Consider the following 20186-nt stretch of genomic DNA (forward strand, 5'->3'; position numbering starts at 1 on the left):
GATGGATTCTATATTTAATATAATAAAGATTAACGTTTTATATGTTTTTATTATAAATGAACTAAAGTTTCCTCTACACTTCTTCTTTTTGATAGTGTAACTCTAAATTCCTCTTTGGCAATCCCAATCGGTATCATACAGATAATTTTCTCCGACTTTGGTATAGAAATGATTTTTTCTAATGCTTTTTCATCTTTAACCATTTTACCCCAATTGGCTGGACAATTTGCTATTTTATAAAAGTGAAGCGAATAAAGTAGATTAAGAAGAAAAACTCCTCCATCAATATAAAATTGATTTCTTTCTCCAACTGTATAGTAGTAATTTCTATTATTAGTGAGTATCAATAGTTGACTCACATTCTTTTCATATCCCTTAAATCCACCTTGGATATCTAAAACCTTATCGATTTTTTGCTTGTCCTCTAGTAAGTAAACTGTATTGGCTTGTCTATTACAAACTGAGGGAGCGGACAGTGATAAAGAGATAGCTTTTCTTATTTTTCTATGACTTACCTTTTCTCCTGTGTAATTTCTTACACTTTTTCTGGAATATGCAAACTTATCAAAAGGTGCTGATGCATTGTGGTAAAAATCAGAAGCAGAAACATCTATTGCTCCACAAAATTCTTTAGCATATTTTTGATTGAGGAGTTCCTTGTAATTTTCATATTGAGATTTAGAAAAATAGTCTTCAATTTCTATATTTTTGTCTTGATGAATTTCATAATAATTGCACATTACTTGAAGCGTAACCTCTATTTGAGATCTTTGTAAGTTTTGCAATAATCTTTTTGATTTAAGATGTTTATGTATTCTTTCTACTCTGTTTTGCGCAAATCGTGGCTTCATATCTAGGTAGAGCATTCCTTTTTCAATAGAATGATAATCAAGTATTAATAGTGCTTCTTGTTTTTTTATGCTATCCAACCTAAAAAGTGTAGAATACCTAAAATAAAGTTTGAAATCTGCTAGTGTATTGGTAGCCAGGTAAAATAGGTTTCTAAAGTTTTTAGCTTTTTTGAATAAAAAATCACTAAACTTTTTACCTAAAATGACTCTTAAAAAGTTCTTTATTTTATTTCTCATTTTTTAATAAAAGTTCTTAGTAAAACATAATCTGATTTACTCAGACCTATAATTAAAACAAATGTTACTGTTGTTAATATTGAAAACATAATGTTTATCCAACCACTTGCGATGTTAAATTGATCCAATAAAATGAAAAATCCGTATACGATAAAAGAAACAGATAACATTCTAAAAATTAAAATTTTAAGAAAATATAAAATATTTAGATTCAATAAGACTTTTAAAAAGAATAGTCGAAATATAAATGACAGTATATTTATTAATAGTATCGCATAAAAAACAGTTTTTGGATCACCACCATAGTAAATCCATAAGACTGATAGAGGTAGAGTTAGAATGATTAAGCTTCCAATTATAATTTGATACCTCATTATTTTTCCCGTTGCTTGAACAGCTACTATTAACGGACCAGATATACAATCTATCAACACACCCAACAAGCTCAACTGCACAAAAACTACAGTATACTCAGGTGGCTCTTTCAGCCAAATATTTAAAATAAACTCGGTGTTGAATAAAATGGGAGCGACCAAAAGCATCATCAATAAAAAAGAAAATTTTGAGCTTTGAATAATGAGTTTATGCATCTGTGCTAAATTCCCTTCTGAATAAGTCTTTATAATTTGCGGATTAACAGCTTTTTGAAAATTAGTAACGAATTGATTCACTGCGCTTTGTACTTGAAGCGTTAAACCATAGGCAGCGTTGACTACTGTTCCGAAAAACAGGTTGAGCACAATGTTTATTCCTTGACTTCTACTTACAGAAGCAATTCCTCCGAAGAGGTTCCAACCTGAATAGCTAATCAATTCTTTAAAATAAGTTTTATCATATTCGAACTTAAATTTGCTCGCTGCATAGTTTTTTCTGCAATAAATTTGGTAAGCTATTCTAATAATCAATGACACTAAAAACATCATTATTGCATAGGCAATTAATTTATCACCTCCATAGATGACCAAAAGAAAAACTAAACCTAATTTTAAACCTACTTCAACTAAACTGATATACGCATAGATGTTCATTTTCTCGTAAGCAATGATAAGGGAATCATAAGGCACTTGAATAATGCCAACTAACGCCGTTAACACAGAGAATTGATAAACAACGTTTGCAGCAAAAAGTCTATCGGGTGGCAAAACTACTTTATAATTGACATACCAAAGCCCTAAAGTTTCTGCTACTAATAATATCAGAATAGCGATTACAATATGGATGGATAGTGTTGCACTAAATGTTTTTTGTAATCGTTTTTCATCTTTTTTACCCAAATCAAAAGACAAATACCTTTGAGTAGCCGAGGACATCGAAGAATTTAGAAAACCAAACATAGCAACAATTCCACCTACTAAAGAATAGATACCATAATCAGTAACACCCAACTGGTCTAAGACAATCCTAGACATGTAGAGTGTGACTCCCATGACCAGAAACATCCTAAAATAAAGGAATAGGGTGTTTTTTGCTATGGTTTTTGATGTGGACATTTCTTAACTCCCAATAGCATAATACTCAAACCCAATTTCTTTTATTTCTTTTGGATTTAAAAGTTTTCTACCATCAAATATAAAAGCGGGTTTAATTACAGAATCATAGATTTTTTGCCAGTCATATTCTTTAAACTCATCCCACTCGGTGAGTATAGCAATTGCATGTGATTCGTTACATGCTTCATACGGCTCCTTAACTACTTTGAGTAATTTTCTGTTTTCTTCGGGACTACGTGTGCCGAGATAATCCAAATCTTCATAAATTCTTTCTTCGCTTACTTTAGGGTCGTAAACTGTAATTTCTGCTTGCTCATTCATTAACGCATCCGCTACATATATTGCGGCAGATTCACGCGTGTCATTGGTGTCTTTCTTAAATGCCCATCCCAAGAAAGTGATTTTCTTTCCTGATACCGTATTGTAAAGCGTGCTTACAATATTGTCAGCAAATCTTCTTTTTTGATGGTCGTTCATAATAATAACTTGTTCCCAATAATCTGCTACTTCATGTAAACCATAGGTTTTTGCTATGTAAACTAAGTTCAGTATATCCTTTTGAAAGCACGAACCTCCGAAACCAACTGAAGATTTTAAAAACTTAGGACCAATTCTGCTGTCCATTCCAATTGCTCGACTTACTTCATTGACGTCTGCACCAGTGACTTCGCATAGTTCTGAAATGGCATTGATAGAAGAAACCCTTTGGGCTAAAAATGCATTGGCAACTAATTTTGAAAGCTCTGAAGACCAAACATTAGTTGTCAAGATTTTTTCTTTCGGAATCCATGTTGCATAAATTTCAACCAAAGCATCGATAGCTTCTTTGCCTTCCGGACTTTCCTCTCCACCAATTAAAACACGATCAGGATGGAGTAAATCTTGTATCGCTGTTCCTTCGGCTAAAAATTCTGGATTAGATAAAATTTGGAATTTCACTCCACTTCCTGTATTATCCAATATGTTTTTAATTGCTTGAGCTGTCCTTACAGGTAGGGTAGATTTTTCTACAACGATTTTATCAGATTTAGCTACTTTAGCAATTTGTCTGGCACATAATTCAACATATTTTAAATCTGCGGCCATACCCTTACCTTTACCGTAAGTTTTGGTAGGCGTATTTACAGAAATAAAAATCATATCTGCCTCATCGATAGCTTTTTCTACATCTGTATGAAAAAATAAATTTCTATCTCGTGCTTCATTTACAATTTCTTTTAATCCTGGCTCGTATATGGGTAAATCATTTAAATTTTCATCATTCCATGAATTAATTCTGTCTTGATTAATGTCAACAACAGTTATTTTTATATCTGGATTTTTTTGTGCTAAAACAGACATCGTTGGTCCTCCAACATATCCGGCTCCAATGCAACAAATGTTTTTAATCTTCATTTCTATAGTTTTTATCTTGAATTAATCTTGAATTAATCTTTTTAAATATTCAGAATAATTTCCTTTCATTCCTTCAATTTGATTTGAAAGTTCATCCTTACTGATCCATTTATTATTTAGCGCAATTTCTTCCAAACATGCTATTTTTAAGCCTGTTCTTTTCTCAATAGCTTTTACAAACTCAGTAGCTTCTGTTAATGCTTCATGTGTACCTGTATCTAGCCAAGCAAAACCTCTACTTAAAAGTTGAAGTTTTAAATTATTGTCTTCAAGATATGTTTGGTTTACCGAAGTTATTTCAAGCTCTCCTCGATTGGAAGGCTTAACTTTTTCGGCAATGTGAATTACAGAGTTAGGGTAGAAATATAAGCCTACAACTGCGTAGTTTGACTTTGGGTGTACAGGTTTTTCTTCAATGCTAATTACGTTTTTGTTTTTATCAAATTCCGCTACTCCATATCTTTTTGGATCATTAACATAATTACCGAAAATAACTGCTTTTTTTTCTTCCTTTACCTCAGTGATTGCTTCTTTTAGAATGTTTTTTAAGCCTGCGCCGTGAAAGATATTGTCACCTAGCACTAAACAAACATCATCAGAACCTATAAAGTCCTTGCCTAATATAAAAGCTTGTGCTAAACCATCAGGGGAAGGTTGCTCTTTGTAACTCAGTTGTATCCCAAAACGACTGCCATCTCCTAAAAGTCGTTGAAAATTTGGTAAATCGTGGGGCGTGGAAATAATTAACACCTCTTTTATTCCTGCTAACATGAGAACAGACAAGGGGTAATATATCATTGGCTTGTCATAGATCGGTAATAACTGCTTACTGACTGCGTGAGTAAGAGGGTGTAGTCGGGTTCCAGAGCCTCCTGCTAAAATAATTCCCTTCATGATTCCTTATTTAAAAGTGATGGATTATTAGATAAAAATTCTTTAAGACTTTTTTTCCAATGTGGTGGTTTAATGTCGTAAAGACGTTCGATTTTTGTTGTATCCAATAAAGAATACTTTGGTCTTTTAGCTTTAGTTGGAAACTTTGTAGAATCAACAGCGTTTATATTACATGCTAAACCAACTAAATGCTGAATCTCTTTTGCATAGCCGTGCCAGGAAACTTTACCTGAATTCGAAAAGTGATAAATACCTGGTATCCATTTGTTTGCTTTAATAATTGTCAGAATTGCGTTGGCCAAATCTGCTGCCCATGTGGGAGAACCAATTTGATCATTCACAACAGAGATTTGATCACGGTTTTTCATTAAATTCAACATTGTTTTAACGAAATTATTTCCACTAGCTGAATAAACCCAAGAAGTACGAATAATTATTGCATTATTTAGTTGTTTTGAAACGGCTTTTTCTCCTAGAAGTTTTGTTTCTCCATACCAATTTATTGGATCAGTAATATCGTTTTCTTTATAAGGTTTATCACTGTTACCATCAAAGACATAGTCAGTTGATATGTGAATTAACTTTGCACTATTTTGATTGCACCATTCTGCAATAACTCTTAATGCTTGGTGATTGACTAAATCTGCTACTTCTTTTTCTTCTTCCGCTTTATCAACGGCAGTATATGCACCTGCATTAATAATTACATTGGGTTTAAATGTATTTAGTACTTTTAAAATAGCATCCTTGTTTTCAAGCGGCATTTCTTGTCTATCTAAGAAAACAAAATGAAAGTCAACCTCGACCTGGGAGTACTTTTGTAATTCAGAGCCCAACTGACCATTCTTACCTGTTATAAGTACTTTTTTAGTCATTTCTGATTACTTTTTCAAATTCTTCCAATACCAACCGATTGCTTCAGCAATTCCGCTTTCTATTGGGTGAGATGGATTGTAATCTAATAGTTTTTTCGCTTTTTCTATGGAAGCAAGTGAATGAGGGATATCGCCTTCTCGTTCAGGTCCATGATAGATATTAATATTTTCAATAGACTTGTCAAATTTTATTAGGTATTTTTTAAGGAGCTGTGTTAGCTCTAGTAAATTTGTTCGATCACCCACTGCGGTATTATAAATTTGGTTGACCGCTTTATCGTTTTCGGTTGTCAATGCTAGTAAATTCATTTGAACAACATTGTCAATATACGTGAAATCACGTGAATAAGTTCCGTCACCATTAATAACAGGAGATTCATGATTCATGAACTTTTTTACAAATAATGGTATAACTGCTGCGTATGCACCGTTAGGGTCTTGCCTTCTTCCGAATACGTTGAAATAACGCAACCCGATTGTGTCTAAACCGTAGGTAGAATGAAAAATTTCTGCATATAATTCATTAACATATTTTGTAATTGCATAAGGTGACAAAGGTTTGCCAATAACATGCTCCACTTTTGGTAACTCTTCTGCATCACCATAAGTAGAACTACTTGCTGCATAAACAAATCGTTTTACTTGAGCATCCCGTGCGGCAACAAGCATATTTAAAAAACCATTGATGTTAACTTCATTTGTTTTTATAGGATCTTTGATTGACCTTGGAACTGATCCTAGTGCTGCTTGATGAAGTACAAAGTCTTTATTTTCACAAGCTTCTTTACATGTTTTGAGATCGCATATATTACCTTCAACAAATGTGAAGTTCTTATTTTTTAGAAAAGGTTCAATGTTATATAAATGACCAGTAGCAAAATTGTCTAGACATGTGACAATTGCACCAATCTCAAGTAAAGTCTCACACAAATTAGAACCGATAAAACCAGCTCCACCTGTAACAAGAATTTGCTTATTTTTTAATGTTGATGTTTCTTTTAAATTCATTATGATTTTTTGGTGATGTGAAAAATAGTGTTGTTTTGTATTTTAAGCGTGTTTCTTTTTGGTAAAATAATGGCATGGCTTCGCCACAACGAGTCACATCACGTTTCCGTGTTGAATCGTCTACTGATTTCGTAATTGCTGCAAATATAGATAAAATAAGCTTCTCATGCTAAATAAATATGACATCTTAAATGGTTAGTTTTGTCGCAACAAAAAAAAAGTATTTCGATCCATCAGATTTGAAAAGGACACCAAAAAGGAAGATCGAAGCATGTAATTGATTTTTTTACTACGCAAGAATTTTCAGTGAAATGCTAGATTTTAAATTCACAATCTTCATTCTTCTTTAAATTTAAAACCATAATTTTTAGTATTATTGCGACTAAAATTAAGCGCATGTCAGATAAGCAACAAAATAACGTTAAAAGTAATAGGGATTTTGATTACTTTATTGAATTGATTAAAAACAGAAAGCTGATTCTTATTACAGCCGCAGTTTTTCTTACTGTCACCTTAATTTATGTGTTTTTGTTGCCTAAAAATGTAGTCTCAAAGTCATCCTTCTCAATTTCGCTTGATGAACAAATAGAAACTCCTTATGGCATTTATAAATATAAGACGCGAAATCCATCGCATTATACAGAACTTTTGGAGAAGAATAGTTTTAAGCATAGTGTTTGTAATAAGTTTGGTATAAATAATCCAAAGGATGTTCAATTTACTGTAATTGAAGACGAGGTTAAATTTGATGCGAAAACATCAGGTGTTGTTTATCCGAAAAAATATGATTTAATAGTGCAAGGGGTTGAGGGGGATGTTTTAAATAACCTTAATCGATCTGCTTTGAATCGTTTTTTAAGTTTAACGGATAGCACAATTTTGAATGATATGTATATCAATTTCATGTCAAAGCTAAAAAATAACGTTGATGATTTAATGCTTGAAATCGCTTCTAAACAGCAATTTGTTGAGGTGCTAAGAAAAGATAATTTGTCTAAAAGTGAGGTAAATACAGACAAAACTAATTTAAACAATTTAATAGATGATCGTATTGTAAATAGTTTGAAGGGAAGCGAAAGAGGTGTTTTGATTGCTATGCTTCTAAATGGTGAACAAGGTAAACATTATTACCGAGAAATGCTGTTGTCATATCAAGAGGTAGAATTAGAAGTTTTAAAAAATCAATTAGTTAAAAGTGAAACGCTGATGGAAAAACTTAATGATGCTAATGAAACAAATCAACTTTCAGCACTTTTTGGAGGGGTTTTTAGTAGTAACTTTATTCAATTAACAGAAGGAGAACTTCAAAAAATGAATGGAGGGCTAACAAGGGATCTTAAATTTATTTTCTTGGCTTTATTTTTAGGTCTGTTCTTGTCTTCAGTTTTCGTTCTTTTCCGTTCATATATGAGGTTTTACCAAGATCAATTTTAAATAAAAAGAGTTATTTTAATAAGTCAGGGCGTCTTTCCTTGGTTCTTCTATAAGCCTCTTCTTCTCGGTATTCTTCAATTTTTTTGAAATTTCCTGAAAGCAATACCTCAGGAACCTTATGCCCTTTGTAATCAGCGGGGCGTGTGTAAATAGGAGGGGAGAGTAGGTCGTCTTGAAAACTATCTGTTAAGGCTGATGTTTCATCATTTAATACACCAGGAAGTAGACGAATAATACTATCAGCTATTACGGCAGCCGCTAACTCACCGCCAGAAAGAACGTAAGATCCTATTGAAATTTCCTTAGTAATATATAATTGCCGAACTCGTTCATCTACGCCTTTATAATGACCGCATAACAAGATTAAGTTTTTAAATCTACTCAAGTTATTAGCAGTTGATTGATCAAAGACATCGCCGTCGGGTGTCATATAAATAATTTCATCGTATTTTCTTTCTGATTTTAACTTTTCAATGCAATCTGCAATCGGTTGAATTGACATGACCATTCCCGCTCCACCGCCATATTGATAATCATCTACATTTTTATGTTTATCGGTTGAATAGTCGCGAATATTGTGAATATGGACTTCAACCAAGCCTTTGTCTTTGGCGCGTTGCAAAATTGAATGATTAAATGGACTTTGCAGCAAGTCAGGTACTACAGTTAAAATATCTATTCTCATATTGCAAAAATACAAATTAAGATGAATCGCTAGGAAAATGATAATGTCTTTAATAATTAAAATGCCTTTCTGATATTCTTTCCTTTCGTTTGCTTTCCGACCACACAACCGTCATCTCGATTATCTTGATATCCTTGATATTCAAATATGGAAGGATTTTGTCAAGTAAAAGAGAGTACGTTATATTCTAGTTTATTCAGTGTGTAAAGATGGAGTATCTTTACTCTATTTTAATATTTTTTGATTACTAAAAGAATGAAGTTGTTTACATAATATGCAGCTATTAACATTTGCCTTTTTATAACCATTTGGCAATACATTAAAAATCACTTTATTCTAACCTATCTTTGTAGTGTGATAACAAAAACATCCATACATGCACTGATTAAACTTATGGGCGATACTGACCCTATGGTTGTAGCTCATGCACGAACAAAACTGCTAGAGTATGGTGATCAAATCATACCTGATTTAGAAGTTTTGGCTGATGATTGTTATTTTAAAGAAGAACAACTCCACATTGTGACAGATGTCTTAAATACCTTAAAGTTTAGTAAAGTCAAAAAAGGTTTGATTGCTTGGTTGAATACAGACCAAAAGTCATTACTTGAAGCGTTATTCCTTGTTTGTTCTTATCAATTTCCAGATTTGGATAAACACGAATTTGAACAACAGTTTATGAGTATACGGAGACAATGTTGGCTAAAAACAAACACTAAACAAACCAGTTTTGAGAAAATTTCTGCTTTAAATAGTGTTTTTTTTGATGATTTAAACTTCTCTCTCGCCAACTCCTCAACTTGTACACCATTTGATTTATTGGTCAATGCCGTATTAGATACACGTGAGGGAAGAGGAATTTCATTAGGTTTGATTTATAGTGTTGTCGCTCAATCATTAGATATTCCTTTATATGGCGTAACTAGTTTAAATATGCGTGTTCCTTTTGTGTTGGCTTATTTAGATCAATCAAATTTGCTCTCCATTTTGAATTGGGGAGTACACAATAATGGTGTTTTGTTTTATGTGGACATGAGCTTAAAAGGGATGATAGTTGAACCCCAATACCTTAAAGAAGCTTTCGTAAAAGATGGTTTGCCACATAATAAAGGTCAATTCGAACCTTCTTCAAATAGTTTAATCATTAAGAGGTATTTAACTGAACTGCGCATAGCTTATGAAAATCAAATTAACTTTCGGTATAAATTAAATGATATTGATGAGCTTCTTGAAATATTTAAAGCAGTTTAAACGATTATTCTCTAACCAGTAACTTAGGTTCAAGATAATCTTTCATCGTATATTTAATTCCTTCTCTGCCAAAACCAGAGTCTTTTATTCCTCCATAAGGCATATTGTCTACTCTAAATGTAGTTGACTTATTGTGAATTAGTGCACCAACTTCTAGTTGATTAAACGCTAAATTTCTTTTAGAAATATCATTGGTGAAAAGCGCAGCCTGAAGTCCCCAGCGACTATCATTTACTGTGTGTATTGCCTCATTAAGAGTTGCGTAAGGTTCTATTATAACAACAGGACCAAAAACTTCTTCATCTCTAACTTTTAAACCTTTCTTTACATTCGTTAAAATAGTAGGTGTGTAAAAATTATTTACGCGTTCGCCTCCCAAAAGACATTCAGCTCCATTGTCGGTTGCTTCTTTGACCCATTTTTCAACACGTTTGGCATTTTCTAAGTCAATCATAATAGCGAAATCTGTTGCTTGATCAAGTGGATCGCCAATTTTAAGCTGTTCAACTCTTTTTAAATATAAAGTTTTGAATTGTTCGAAAATAGATTTGTGAGTATATATTCTTTGTGTGTGAATACAAACTTGACCAGAATAAGCAAATCCACCAACGAGTAATTCTTCAACTGCAAGCTTTAGGTCTGCATCTTGCGCAACTATTGCCGCTGCATTCCCTCCAAGTTCGAGAACCGTGTGCTTTTTCTTAGCCATAGCTTTCATTTTCCAACCTACGCCAGGTGAGCCAGTAAATGAAAGTACATCTATTTTTGGATGTGCGATAATATTGTTTCCTGTTTCTCTTGAGCAATGAATGATTTCAAAGGCGCCTTTTGGGAGTTTTGTAGTAGAAATAACTTCTTTTAATAACTCCATTGTTAAAGGGGTTTTACTCGATGGTTTTAGAAGTATGGGACAACCAGCTGCTATGGCTGGTGCAATTTTATGAACAGCTAAGTTAAATGGAAAATTAAAAGGTGAAATGCCAAATACAATTCCTCTAGGAAAGTAAATTAACTCACCTCGCAGATGTTTTCCTTTTTCAGTTGCGTCCAAATCGAAAAGCTCATGTGGTAATCTTGTGGCTTCTTCTGCTGCGAATTTAAAAGATTGTATAGCCCTTTCTACCTCAGCTTTAGCGTACTTAAAAGGTTTTCCACTTTCTTGAATGATCGTTTCTGTAAAAGTTTCCTTTTTTTGTTCAATTCCTTTTATGATTTCTTTTAAGATATGAGCTTTTTCTCCTGAAGATAATTTGCGCATTTTTCCTTTAGCTTCAATAGCTTTATCAATGAGTTTTTCCACCTCATTTTCATCACTTAATGTGATCTCACCAATTACTTCTTGGGTGTACGGATTTATAACATTCATATCTCTAATATAAATTATATTTGCAATTTGAACAAGTGGAAAAGTGTTTATAACACAAAAAAATAGTTAATTGTTACCGGAATAAGATTCGGTACGATTTGATGTTTTCAATTGGACGTAATTTTGATGTGGATGTTGTGAAAAAGTTTACTTTATTTTTTAAACCTTAACACCTTCAACAATTGCTTTGGTTATTTTTGATTCAGTGATTTTAACAAGTTTAGCTGAATACCGCATTTCTGCTAGACTCCCAATTACAGTTAACATTTGCTCTGTGTTAGTTTGGTCGCTGTCAAAATATACATTGATTTCACTTTTAGGGTCAGATTCTTTAAAGTCAACTTCAACTGTACTTACTCCGCCTGCGTCGATTAATCCTTTTCTAATTGCAGCTCCACACCCTTTTTGGCACATCATTCCTTCCACCTCAAAAGTGGCAATATGAGTAGGTTTTACTTGCTCTTCTTGTACTTCTTTATTGTCGATTAAAACGGGTTGTTCTGAGCAACTGACAATAATTACTGTAAAAAGAATGAAACTTAAGATGTTGCGCATACTTACTTTTTAAACAAAGATAAACAAAGTTTAGTTATCATACTATCTCGCCAGATAATCTTTAAAGAAATACTACTTTTGCGGTATGAAATCAAGTGTGAAAAATGCCTTGTTGCTTTTGGTCTTGTCCTTGGTGTGGGGAAGTTCGTTTATTTTAATGAAAAGAGGGATGATTGATAAGGAAACTGGCGACGCAATTTTTAGTAGTAACCAAGTTGGTTCGATGCGAATGCTTTTTGCTTCTACGGTTCTTTTGCCAATCGGTATTCGATCGCTCAAAATGATAACTTCTTTTAAAATTGGAGTGAGTTTAGCTGTGGTATCTCTGGCAGGAAGCTTTATACCTGCTTTTCTTTTTACTTTTGCAGAAACCGGAATTAGTTCTGGATATGCAGGTATGTTAAATAGTACAACGCCAATTTTTACATTGATTATAGGTGTTTTGCTGTTTCGGCAGAAACTAATTCAAAATCAAATATTAGGTGTTTTGATTGGTACGATTGGTATAATTGTTCTTGTAAATGGAGTTTCTGTAATTGATACTTCAGGTACTTATCTACATGTTTTAGCAATTATACTGGCAACGCTTTGTTATGCGCTTAGCACAAATACAATGCGTTATAATTTAAGCCACTTACCACCATTAAAAGTCACCTCAGTAGCTTTTGTTTTTGCCTTTTTGCCTGCTTTATTTTTGTTCTTATTTTTTGATACACCCAAAACAATTATTGAAAATGAACACGCGTCTCAAGCGCTCATTTATATTTTGATCTTAGCGATTCTTGGTACAGCTTTATCATTGATTTTATTTAATTATGTGATAAGCAAAACCTCAGCATTGTATGGAAGTAGCGTAACTTACTTAATTCCAATCGTAGCTGTTTTAATTGGTTTTTTGGATGGTGAAGTAATTAGTTGGCTGCAGATTGCAGCTATGTTTATTATCTTAATAGGTGTTTATGTAGCAAATCGTATGAAGCATAAAGTACCATCTATTGGAAAATAAAAAGATTAATCGCCTCACTTTAAGGAAGGTGTTTTTCTGACTTAACATGAAAGTCTTAACCCACATTCCAAGACAGGGTCTTTTGTAACATAAAATAGCTAACTTCATCGACTAAGTCGAATTTTTTAGATTGAATTACACCTGACGCTGAAGGTGTCAAGTAATTATAGCCCCGCGTTGCGCTTCGCTTACACGGGGCTATAAATATCGGTATAATTGTTTTTGGCGGCATTTTTGTCGCGTAGCAAAACAAAAATGATGACAAAAAAAATCGTGACTCAAAATATTACCTGTATTCTAAAGTAGCGGGGCTTTTGTGATATAAAATAGCTGATTTTAGTAACTTAGCCCGAATTATTCACCAATCTTAAAGTTTAAGAATATTAACATCTGTAAGTCAGTATTTTAACTGTGTTTCCTGTAAAATTTGAGAAACCCATTTTTGGGTATTTGTGTATTTGTAAGATTTTGATTTAATTTTGATCTATTCGTCGTTACAAGCCCCGCGAAATATACATATATTACTTTAGGTCTTGTGCCTAGAATAGATTTAAAATTAAATGCATGAATAATCCGGGTTAGTCAATTTGTTAGATAGAATTATTCATCGTATTCTTTCATTAAAATCCCTAATGAGTTGGTTTTATGTGATTGCTCTATTTGTAAGAGAATGTAAAGCTACCCAAATTTGGATATCGACTATTTGATGCTTGGATTCTTTTAATTTTATATTTCACTTGTAATTTACTGATATAGAATACTATTATCTGTAAATTTCGAATCTTGTCTAAAATCAAAAATAATCTCATCAATAATGCAGATTAAATAAGTTGCTTGATGCGTTGTGGTTATAAATTTGACTGTTAGATGTTGTTTTTTTGTAAGCGTGCTCCATTTTATTTCTGATCAACTGTTCTCTATTAAAGATTTATTTATTATATTTGCCATCTGAAATTTTTCAGAAAAATAATAATTAATTAAATTAGCTATGTACGCAATTGTAGAGATAGCAGGGCAACAATTTAAAGTTGAAAAAGATCAACGTTTGTTTGTTCACCGTTTAGACGCAAAAGAAGGAGATAAAATTGATTTCGATCGCGTTTTATTAACAGGTGACAAAGGGAAAATCAACGTTGGCGCCCCAGCTATAGAAGGTGGTTTAGTTTCTGCAAAAGTAGAACGTCACTTGAAAGGAGACAAAGTAATTGTTTTCAAAAAGAAAAGAAGAAAAGGATACCAAAAACAAAATGGTCATCGTCAGCACCTGACGGAAGTGACAATTACGGGTATAAAAGCATAATTATAGGTTTTTATTATAAGAACTTTAAAAAATTAAACAAAGATGGCACATAAAAAAGGAGTCGGAAGTTCAAAAAACGGTCGTGAATCAGAAAGTAAACGATTGGGTGTGAAGATTTTTGGAGGACAAGCTGCAATTGCAGGAAACATTATTGTTCGTCAGAGAGGAACGAAACATCATCCAGGTTTAAATGTAGGAATTGGTAAAGACCATACATTGTTTGCATTAGAATCAGGAGTTGTAGAATTCAGAAAGAAAAAAGACAATCGTTCTTATGTATCGGTTGTTCCACGCGAAGACGCTGCTAAAGCTTAATTAAAAAGCTAGTAAATATTCAAATGCTGTCAACTTTTGTTGATGGCATTTTTTTATATTCAAATTTTTTTAACCTTAAAAGCATCGACAATCTACCTAATTTTATTTTGTTTTATAAATTGATTTTCTGTTTTCTACTCATTATATCGATTAACAATTAAAAAATGTTTAATTTTCCGATGAAAATAGTTAATTTACTATCAATGAAGTCAATAATTTATTTTACAATCGGAACTTTCGTTTTAGTTCTATTATTTTCTTGTAATGTTCAAAATATAGAGAAGTATAACGAAGATTTTAAAGGCGAGTGGCACACTAAAGTATATTACTCCCCTAGTAAAAGTGATTCTATCAGAAATTATCTTACTATTGATGGACAAGATAGTGGTTTTGGAATCGGTTGTGATAAAGACGAAGCGTTCGAGGGATGTTTATTTTTTCAAACAGGTAAAGTTAAGTTTAATAAAGCCAGCAATGGAATTCAAGTTGGAAATTCAGTCCAACAAATTCAACGTGTAGATCGTGAACCTTTTGTTAATAGTAATGGAGAGTGGGAGTTAATACTAGATAGTATCAGTTATTTTAAGATCTATTAGTTAGCATGCCACAAGTAATTAGGTTCGACAATTTATTGATGGTGATAGGGTTCATTTTTTAAAATCGTCATTGCTCTGTACATTTGTTCAAGAAAAAACATGCGAATCATTTGATGAGAAAAAGTAAGCTTACTCAATGCTATATTGTCATTTGCACGTTTATAAACTTCATTTGAAAAGCCGTAAGGGCCTCCAATAACGAAAGTCAGATTTTGATGACCAGCATTAAACTGTTTTTGAATATATTTAGAAAAATTAATGGAAGTAAACTCTTTGCCTTTTTCGTCTAATAAAATTAAAAAATCATTCCCTTTTAGTTTTTTTAAGATCTGTTCTCCTTCGATTTGTTTGATCTCTTCCTCTGACCTTTTTTTGGCATTTTTTACATCATTAATCTCAATGATTTCAAATGGAATATATCGATTTAGGCGTTTGAAATATTCTTTTTCTCCTTCTTTTAAAAAGGATTTACCCGTTTTTCCAACATAAATTAACTTACTTTTCATAAGATGATGAGATGGTAATGGATTCGATTTGATGTTGTTTTTTGACGTTTTTAAACTTTAAACTCACGCGAAACTTTTCTTTTGATTGGTATTCTCCTACAGCGAAACTTGAAGCTCCTTCCTCTTTTCCTTTGAAGTTAAAGGTGAAAGAATTGGGTGGGTGTTTTTTAAAAAAACCACTGAGAACTTGTGTTCCTTGCGATTTGCTATAAACTCCTTCTTTTCCATTAATAGAAATAAGTAACTTGGCGGTTCCATAGCTTACTATTTTACTTGCATTACCTTGTTCAAAAGCTTTTTGAACATCATTGTAAGGAATTGCTAAAATTGACATTAGCATAAAGTAAATACCAAAAAAAGATGCGACTATATAATTCATTTCATTTCGTAATTCTCAAGAAATAATAGCAAATTTTATGCCTATAATTTTATGCCTTGTAAAAGCTTATTGTTGTTGGAGTTGTGTCCAAAACTGATTGTTGAGAATGGAACTAATTTCATAAACATTTTTACCATCTTCAGATGTCCATCTAACAAGTCCATATCCTTTAGCATAGTACCTATTAATCACAGATGTTTGTGAACCAACTTCTTTGGTGGTTGTGTTGGCAAATATATATCGTACAGAGTCTTTAACTAAAATTGTAGGCGCAATCGTATCTAAAAAAGACATTTTAAAAATAGAATCGTAAACATGTTTCTTTGATTGGTAAATCAAGGTGATAGAATCTAAATGTGAAGGAAAGTCAGAGGTAAAACTAGTTTTAACATCTTCATTAATTGGGAAAAATTGTTTTTCTGATACTTTTGCTTTTCTTTTTTTACCATCTCCATCTACAATCATATGATCCATTACCTCAAAGCTATTTAGAGATAATGTAAATGCTTCAGTAATCATTAATTTTGAATTGTAGAATTCTAATACTAAGCCTGTATCTTTCTCATTTTCCTGCTTGTAAAATCGATGAAACTTTTCTTCAAGAGGATTAATGGAATTCTTGTATGCATAAATCGTAGGGAATAGACTGTCCGAAGGATAGAAGTATGATTTTAAGTTGTCTACTTCCTTACTATTACTCTCGTGCTGTGTAGTGTCATTTTTACAACTAACAAATGTGAGTAGGCATAATAACAACAGTAAAATTATGTTTTTCATCAGCTCATTTTTAAATATCCAATTTCTGCCTCTGTTAAATGTCGATAATGTCCACGTGGTAAATCTTTTTTGTTTAATCGCGCAAACTCGACACGATCAAGAATTTTTATTTCATATCCCATTTTACCCATCATCAACTTTACCATATTGCTTTTGTGTGACAAGACCCTAACACCAATTTCATTGTGAGGCTTTCCGTTGACAAAACTTGCTTCCTCAACGCTAAACACCTTATCGTCAACATAAAGACCTTTCGTTAATTTCTCTAAATCTTCATCTGAAACTGGTTTGTCTAAAACTACATGGAACAACTGAGCGACTTTAAATTTGGGATGGGTTAATTTCTTTTCCATATCTGAATCATTCGTATATAGCATCAAGCCACATGCGCTACGATCCATTTTACCTACAGGCATTACTATTTCAGGACATGCTTTCTTAATCAGTTGATAAACTGATTTTTTTGTTGGGTCTTCTTCATACTTATAAGTAAAATCTTTTGGCTTGTTAACTAATATATATCTTTTGTTTTCGTGCTTAACAGTAGCTCCATCATATCTTACTTCATCCGTAGGTGAGACTTTATAACCTAGTTCAACAATGGTTTTACCATTCACACTAACAACGCCTGAAGAAATCAATACGTCTGCTTCACGTCGAGAGCATATTCCTGCATTAGCTAGATATTTATTTAGTCTGATTTTATCATTGAACTTTGGTAACGGTTCTCCTTTGTTGGTTCGTTTTCTTTTTGGCAAACCAGCAGGCTTTGAAGGACTATCTTCCTTCTTGTTTTTTCCTTTGTTTTTGGAAATGTACTTTAAGTTTTTTCCAGCATACTTAGAAGTCTTTCCTTTTCTATTCTCTTTGCTTTTTGGATTTCCGTCTCTGTTTGTACTCATAATAAAATTATTATTTGACAAAGATACAGAATCAGATAGATAAAAGAAGATATTTAAGGCGTCTTCTCCTATTTTTTTGAAGCCTAAAATTCCTACTTAAAGAAAAAAAGAGATAAATATTTCGTTTAAAAATCCAAAATACGTCTTGTAATTATACCCTGGGGTAAAAAGCTTCGTCTATATGTAGGATTTTTGTTCCATAACTATTGTGAACAATCGAAATAATGTCAAATTGTGCTTCCACATCTAAATCATTTGAAACGATGTAGTGATGCGCACATTTTATTATTTGATTTTGTTTGTGACGGGTAACAGACTTCCATGGTGGACCAGCAGCTTCTGTTTTTCTTGTTTTCACTTCAACGAAATTAATTTTTCCAGGCGTCTCATAAATAATATCGATTTCATTTCTGTTATATCGATAATTTGTTTCGATTATGGTTAATCCTTTTTTTATTAAATATTGACGAGCAAGTTGTTCGCCAAAATCGCCTAATTCTTTGGTGGTCATAATTTGATTTTTTTGATTAAGTTAATCTAAGTTAATTAAAATCCTTCACAATAAAAAGTATATATTTAAAAAAATACAATACACTTTTTTAATAGCATCAGTTACGTAAGGAGGTGCTTTCATTTTTATTGTAAAAAGCAAGTGTTAAGTTAAATAGGATGAATCACGACCTATTTTTGATGATTTTCTTTAAAATAACAGATAAAATCAAGGCATAAACAACATAAGTAATAAAAAGAATATAACCTGGTTGAAGTGAGGTATTATTTGTTGCAATACTATTCATTGTTTCTGATGAAATGTTCAGGTATTCAATTTGATCATCTAAAATACCATTAAAACCAACATACCCCATGAATATAGCTACAACCATTACATCAGCCATTGACCATTTCCCAGATTTAAAGATCAGCCATTTAAGAATCTTATTAGAACGCCATTTTTGTTTTCCAAAAAGATAAATTTCTGTACATATAAGCTTTGTTAAGGGCAGTAACACACTAAAAGAAAGTACCAGTACACCAACTAATATAGAATCCAATTTTCCTGTTACGAATAATATTTTAACCAATTCAAGTATGCTTTTACTTTGGTAAAATATTACTTGATCATCGAAATGAACTTGCTCCCCCAGGAGTACAAAGTTAAAGCTGTTGATTCGTGCATCAATTTCTATCATTGCGCTTGTTAACCCAACAAAAAGAACGGTAATAGCAAGACAAACAGAGAATAGAAACATTATTTTTTGTAGATAATCATGTTTAATTACGTAGAACCATGCAAGGAGAAAAAGGATTACAATACCAACAATAATAAATGTTTCAAGGTAATTTTTTATTTCTATCTTTTTTGCTTTCGCTAAAAGTTTAGGATTTACATTTTCATGTAATTCAAAATTGTATTTGGCATAAATTGATTTTATTTTACTTGAATCTTGATTGTCATAAGTTTGTTCTGTAAACTCATTAAGTTTACTTTTGGCTAAAGTTTTAAGTCTATCTTTATTTTTATCTTTTAATACTTCGTCAATTATTGCCCGGCTAAATTGAGGAGCACTTGCTTTTATTTCTTCAGGATTAACAAAAGCATCAACAATCCATTTTCTTAACGTGTTTTTTAAACCATCATCTTCAACTTGAATTGTACTGTCTGCCTTGTCTACCAGGCCTTTAATTAAATCGGTTAATTGTAAGTGAAGTAAACTATCCTGTTTTTTATTTAATTCGAAGGTTTCAATTTGATTTACAAATATGTTTTCAAAAGTTTCTTTCCATGCGGTAACAGACAAAACACCATTGTCAATGTAATTCAGTTCACTGTAATCAGCTTTAATTTGAGCTCTCTTTTGTCCGTCATTGTAAACATTTATTGACAAAATAATGGCGCTAACCAATAGAGGTACCGTCATTAAAAGAAGAATTATTTTGCTTTTTAAATCCTTTTTCATTTGTGTAGATTTCTGTTTCAAGAGCACTTATTAAATTAAATACCGATTCGATACTTTGCCAATAAATAGATCTAAGCTGTCAATCATGTGATTAAACGGTTAACTGGCAAAATCCAGATCTTACCAAATTAAAAGTAGTACTTTTTATTGTAGTTTATTAAACTACTGGTAAAGTTCCCGTTAAAGCATTAAAATTAATATCATTTTTAAATTATATCGGTTTTCTGAGGTGGAAATGAGAATTTTAGGCAAAATTAACATCCTCACAAAGTGTTGTTTTGGATGAAATAACTGATGATTTTAATAGTCGAACGCTTTTATTCAGAGAGGATTATCTTCTAATCTAAAAAAATATTTTCATAAAAGTGTGGAATCTTTACTTTTAATTTCCCTATTAGATAGAAAA

21 protein-coding genes are annotated in these 20186 nt (G+C 32.2%); 6 read left to right on the plus strand and 15 right to left on the minus strand.

Annotated features, from left to right (window positions below; genetic code table 11):
• Window positions 1-50: 50 nt before the first annotated feature.
• Genes CW751_RS10645 through CW751_RS10670 form a run of 6 tightly spaced genes read right to left on the minus strand, consistent with a single transcriptional unit; the run spans window position 51 to window position 6750 of the window.
• Window positions 51-1088 (minus strand): nitroreductase family protein, encoded by a 1038-nt coding sequence (locus CW751_RS10645; RefSeq protein WP_101335006.1) that lies wholly within the window; start codon window positions 1086-1088, stop codon window positions 51-53.
• Complete coding sequence (locus tag CW751_RS10650; RefSeq protein ID WP_101335007.1) at window positions 1085-2578, minus strand: oligosaccharide flippase family protein; 1494 nt, start codon at window positions 2576-2578, stop codon at window positions 1085-1087. The genes CW751_RS10645 and CW751_RS10650 overlap by 4 nt, the downstream gene beginning before the upstream one ends.
• A gap of 3 nt (window positions 2579-2581) precedes the next feature.
• A complete protein-coding gene (locus tag CW751_RS10655; RefSeq protein ID WP_101335009.1) occupies window positions 2582-3973 on the minus strand; it encodes a UDP-glucose 6-dehydrogenase in 1392 nt (463 codons plus the stop codon).
• 21 nt (window positions 3974-3994) lie between these two features.
• Window positions 3995-4867: a glucose-1-phosphate thymidylyltransferase RfbA gene (rfbA, locus tag CW751_RS10660; protein WP_101335011.1), complete on the minus strand. Its 873-nt coding sequence runs from the start codon at window positions 4865-4867 to the stop codon at window positions 3995-3997.
• Window positions 4864-5742: a dTDP-4-dehydrorhamnose reductase gene (gene rfbD / locus CW751_RS10665; RefSeq protein WP_101335013.1), complete on the minus strand. Its 879-nt coding sequence runs from the start codon at window positions 5740-5742 to the stop codon at window positions 4864-4866. The genes rfbA and rfbD overlap by 4 nt, the downstream gene beginning before the upstream one ends.
• A gap of 6 nt (window positions 5743-5748) precedes the next feature.
• Window positions 5749-6750 (minus strand): SDR family oxidoreductase, encoded by a 1002-nt coding sequence (locus CW751_RS10670; RefSeq protein WP_101335015.1) that lies wholly within the window; start codon window positions 6748-6750, stop codon window positions 5749-5751.
• A 396-nt stretch (window positions 6751-7146) separates the two neighbouring features.
• Here CW751_RS10670 and CW751_RS10675 point away from each other — a divergent pair, with 396 nt between their 5' ends.
• Window positions 7147-8184, plus strand: a complete 1038-nt coding sequence (locus tag CW751_RS10675) for a hypothetical protein (RefSeq protein WP_101335016.1) — start codon at window positions 7147-7149, stop codon at window positions 8182-8184.
• 10 nt (window positions 8185-8194) lie between these two features.
• On the opposite strand, the gene trmD is transcribed toward CW751_RS10675, so the two are convergent.
• On the minus strand, window positions 8195-8869 hold the full coding sequence (gene trmD / locus CW751_RS10680; RefSeq protein WP_101335019.1) for a tRNA (guanosine(37)-N1)-methyltransferase TrmD: 675 nt from the start codon (window positions 8867-8869) through the stop codon (window positions 8195-8197).
• A 393-nt stretch (window positions 8870-9262) separates the two neighbouring features.
• Here trmD and CW751_RS10685 point away from each other — a divergent pair, with 393 nt between their 5' ends.
• On the plus strand, window positions 9263-10120 hold the full coding sequence (locus tag CW751_RS10685) for a transglutaminase family protein (protein WP_133122200.1): 858 nt from the start codon (window positions 9263-9265) through the stop codon (window positions 10118-10120).
• Window positions 10121-10124: 4 nt separating this feature from the next.
• Here the strand turns inward: CW751_RS10685 and CW751_RS10690 are convergent, their stop codons facing one another.
• Complete coding sequence (locus CW751_RS10690) at window positions 10125-11486, minus strand: aldehyde dehydrogenase family protein (RefSeq protein WP_205677821.1); 1362 nt, start codon at window positions 11484-11486, stop codon at window positions 10125-10127.
• A 159-nt stretch (window positions 11487-11645) separates the two neighbouring features.
• Entirely contained in the window at window positions 11646-12041 is a 396-nt protein-coding gene (locus CW751_RS10695; RefSeq protein WP_101335024.1) for a heavy-metal-associated domain-containing protein, read from the minus strand.
• 85 nt (window positions 12042-12126) lie between these two features.
• Between CW751_RS10695 and CW751_RS10700 the strand changes: the two genes are divergently transcribed.
• From CW751_RS10700 to CW751_RS10715, 4 genes are all read left to right on the plus strand, one after another.
• Complete coding sequence (locus CW751_RS10700; RefSeq protein WP_101335025.1) at window positions 12127-13047, plus strand: DMT family transporter; 921 nt, start codon at window positions 12127-12129, stop codon at window positions 13045-13047.
• Between the two features lie 988 nt (window positions 13048-14035).
• Window positions 14036-14347 (plus strand): 50S ribosomal protein L21, encoded by a 312-nt coding sequence (rplU, locus tag CW751_RS10705; RefSeq protein WP_101335026.1) that lies wholly within the window; start codon window positions 14036-14038, stop codon window positions 14345-14347.
• Between the two features lie 42 nt (window positions 14348-14389).
• A complete protein-coding gene (gene rpmA, locus CW751_RS10710) occupies window positions 14390-14662 on the plus strand; it encodes a 50S ribosomal protein L27 (RefSeq protein WP_101335027.1) in 273 nt (90 codons plus the stop codon).
• 203 nt (window positions 14663-14865) lie between these two features.
• Window positions 14866-15258: a hypothetical protein gene (locus CW751_RS10715; RefSeq protein WP_133122201.1), complete on the plus strand. Its 393-nt coding sequence runs from the start codon at window positions 14866-14868 to the stop codon at window positions 15256-15258.
• Window positions 15259-15290: 32 nt separating this feature from the next.
• Here the strand turns inward: CW751_RS10715 and rlmH are convergent, their stop codons facing one another.
• From rlmH to CW751_RS10745, 6 genes are all read right to left on the minus strand, one after another.
• A complete protein-coding gene (rlmH, locus tag CW751_RS10720; protein ID WP_101335029.1) occupies window positions 15291-15764 on the minus strand; it encodes a 23S rRNA (pseudouridine(1915)-N(3))-methyltransferase RlmH in 474 nt (157 codons plus the stop codon).
• A complete protein-coding gene (locus CW751_RS10725) occupies window positions 15754-16143 on the minus strand; it encodes a DUF4783 domain-containing protein (protein WP_101335030.1) in 390 nt (129 codons plus the stop codon). Before CW751_RS10725 ends, rlmH begins: the two co-directional genes overlap by 11 nt.
• 66 nt (window positions 16144-16209) lie before the next feature.
• Window positions 16210-16920: a hypothetical protein gene (locus CW751_RS10730; protein ID WP_101335031.1), complete on the minus strand. Its 711-nt coding sequence runs from the start codon at window positions 16918-16920 to the stop codon at window positions 16210-16212.
• A complete protein-coding gene (locus tag CW751_RS10735) occupies window positions 16920-17822 on the minus strand; it encodes a pseudouridine synthase (RefSeq protein ID WP_101335032.1) in 903 nt (300 codons plus the stop codon). Before CW751_RS10735 ends, CW751_RS10730 begins: the two co-directional genes overlap by 1 nt.
• 151 nt (window positions 17823-17973) lie before the next feature.
• On the minus strand, window positions 17974-18333 hold the full coding sequence (locus CW751_RS10740) for a YraN family protein (protein WP_101335033.1): 360 nt from the start codon (window positions 18331-18333) through the stop codon (window positions 17974-17976).
• Between the two features lie 163 nt (window positions 18334-18496).
• Complete coding sequence (locus tag CW751_RS10745) at window positions 18497-19780, minus strand: paraquat-inducible protein A (protein ID WP_101335034.1); 1284 nt, start codon at window positions 19778-19780, stop codon at window positions 18497-18499.
• Window positions 19781-20186: the final 406 nt, after the last annotated feature.

It is taken from the genome of Brumimicrobium salinarum, from assembly GCF_002844555.1.
GTDB classification, from domain to species: domain Bacteria; phylum Bacteroidota; class Bacteroidia; order Flavobacteriales_D; family Crocinitomicaceae; genus Brumimicrobium; species Brumimicrobium salinarum.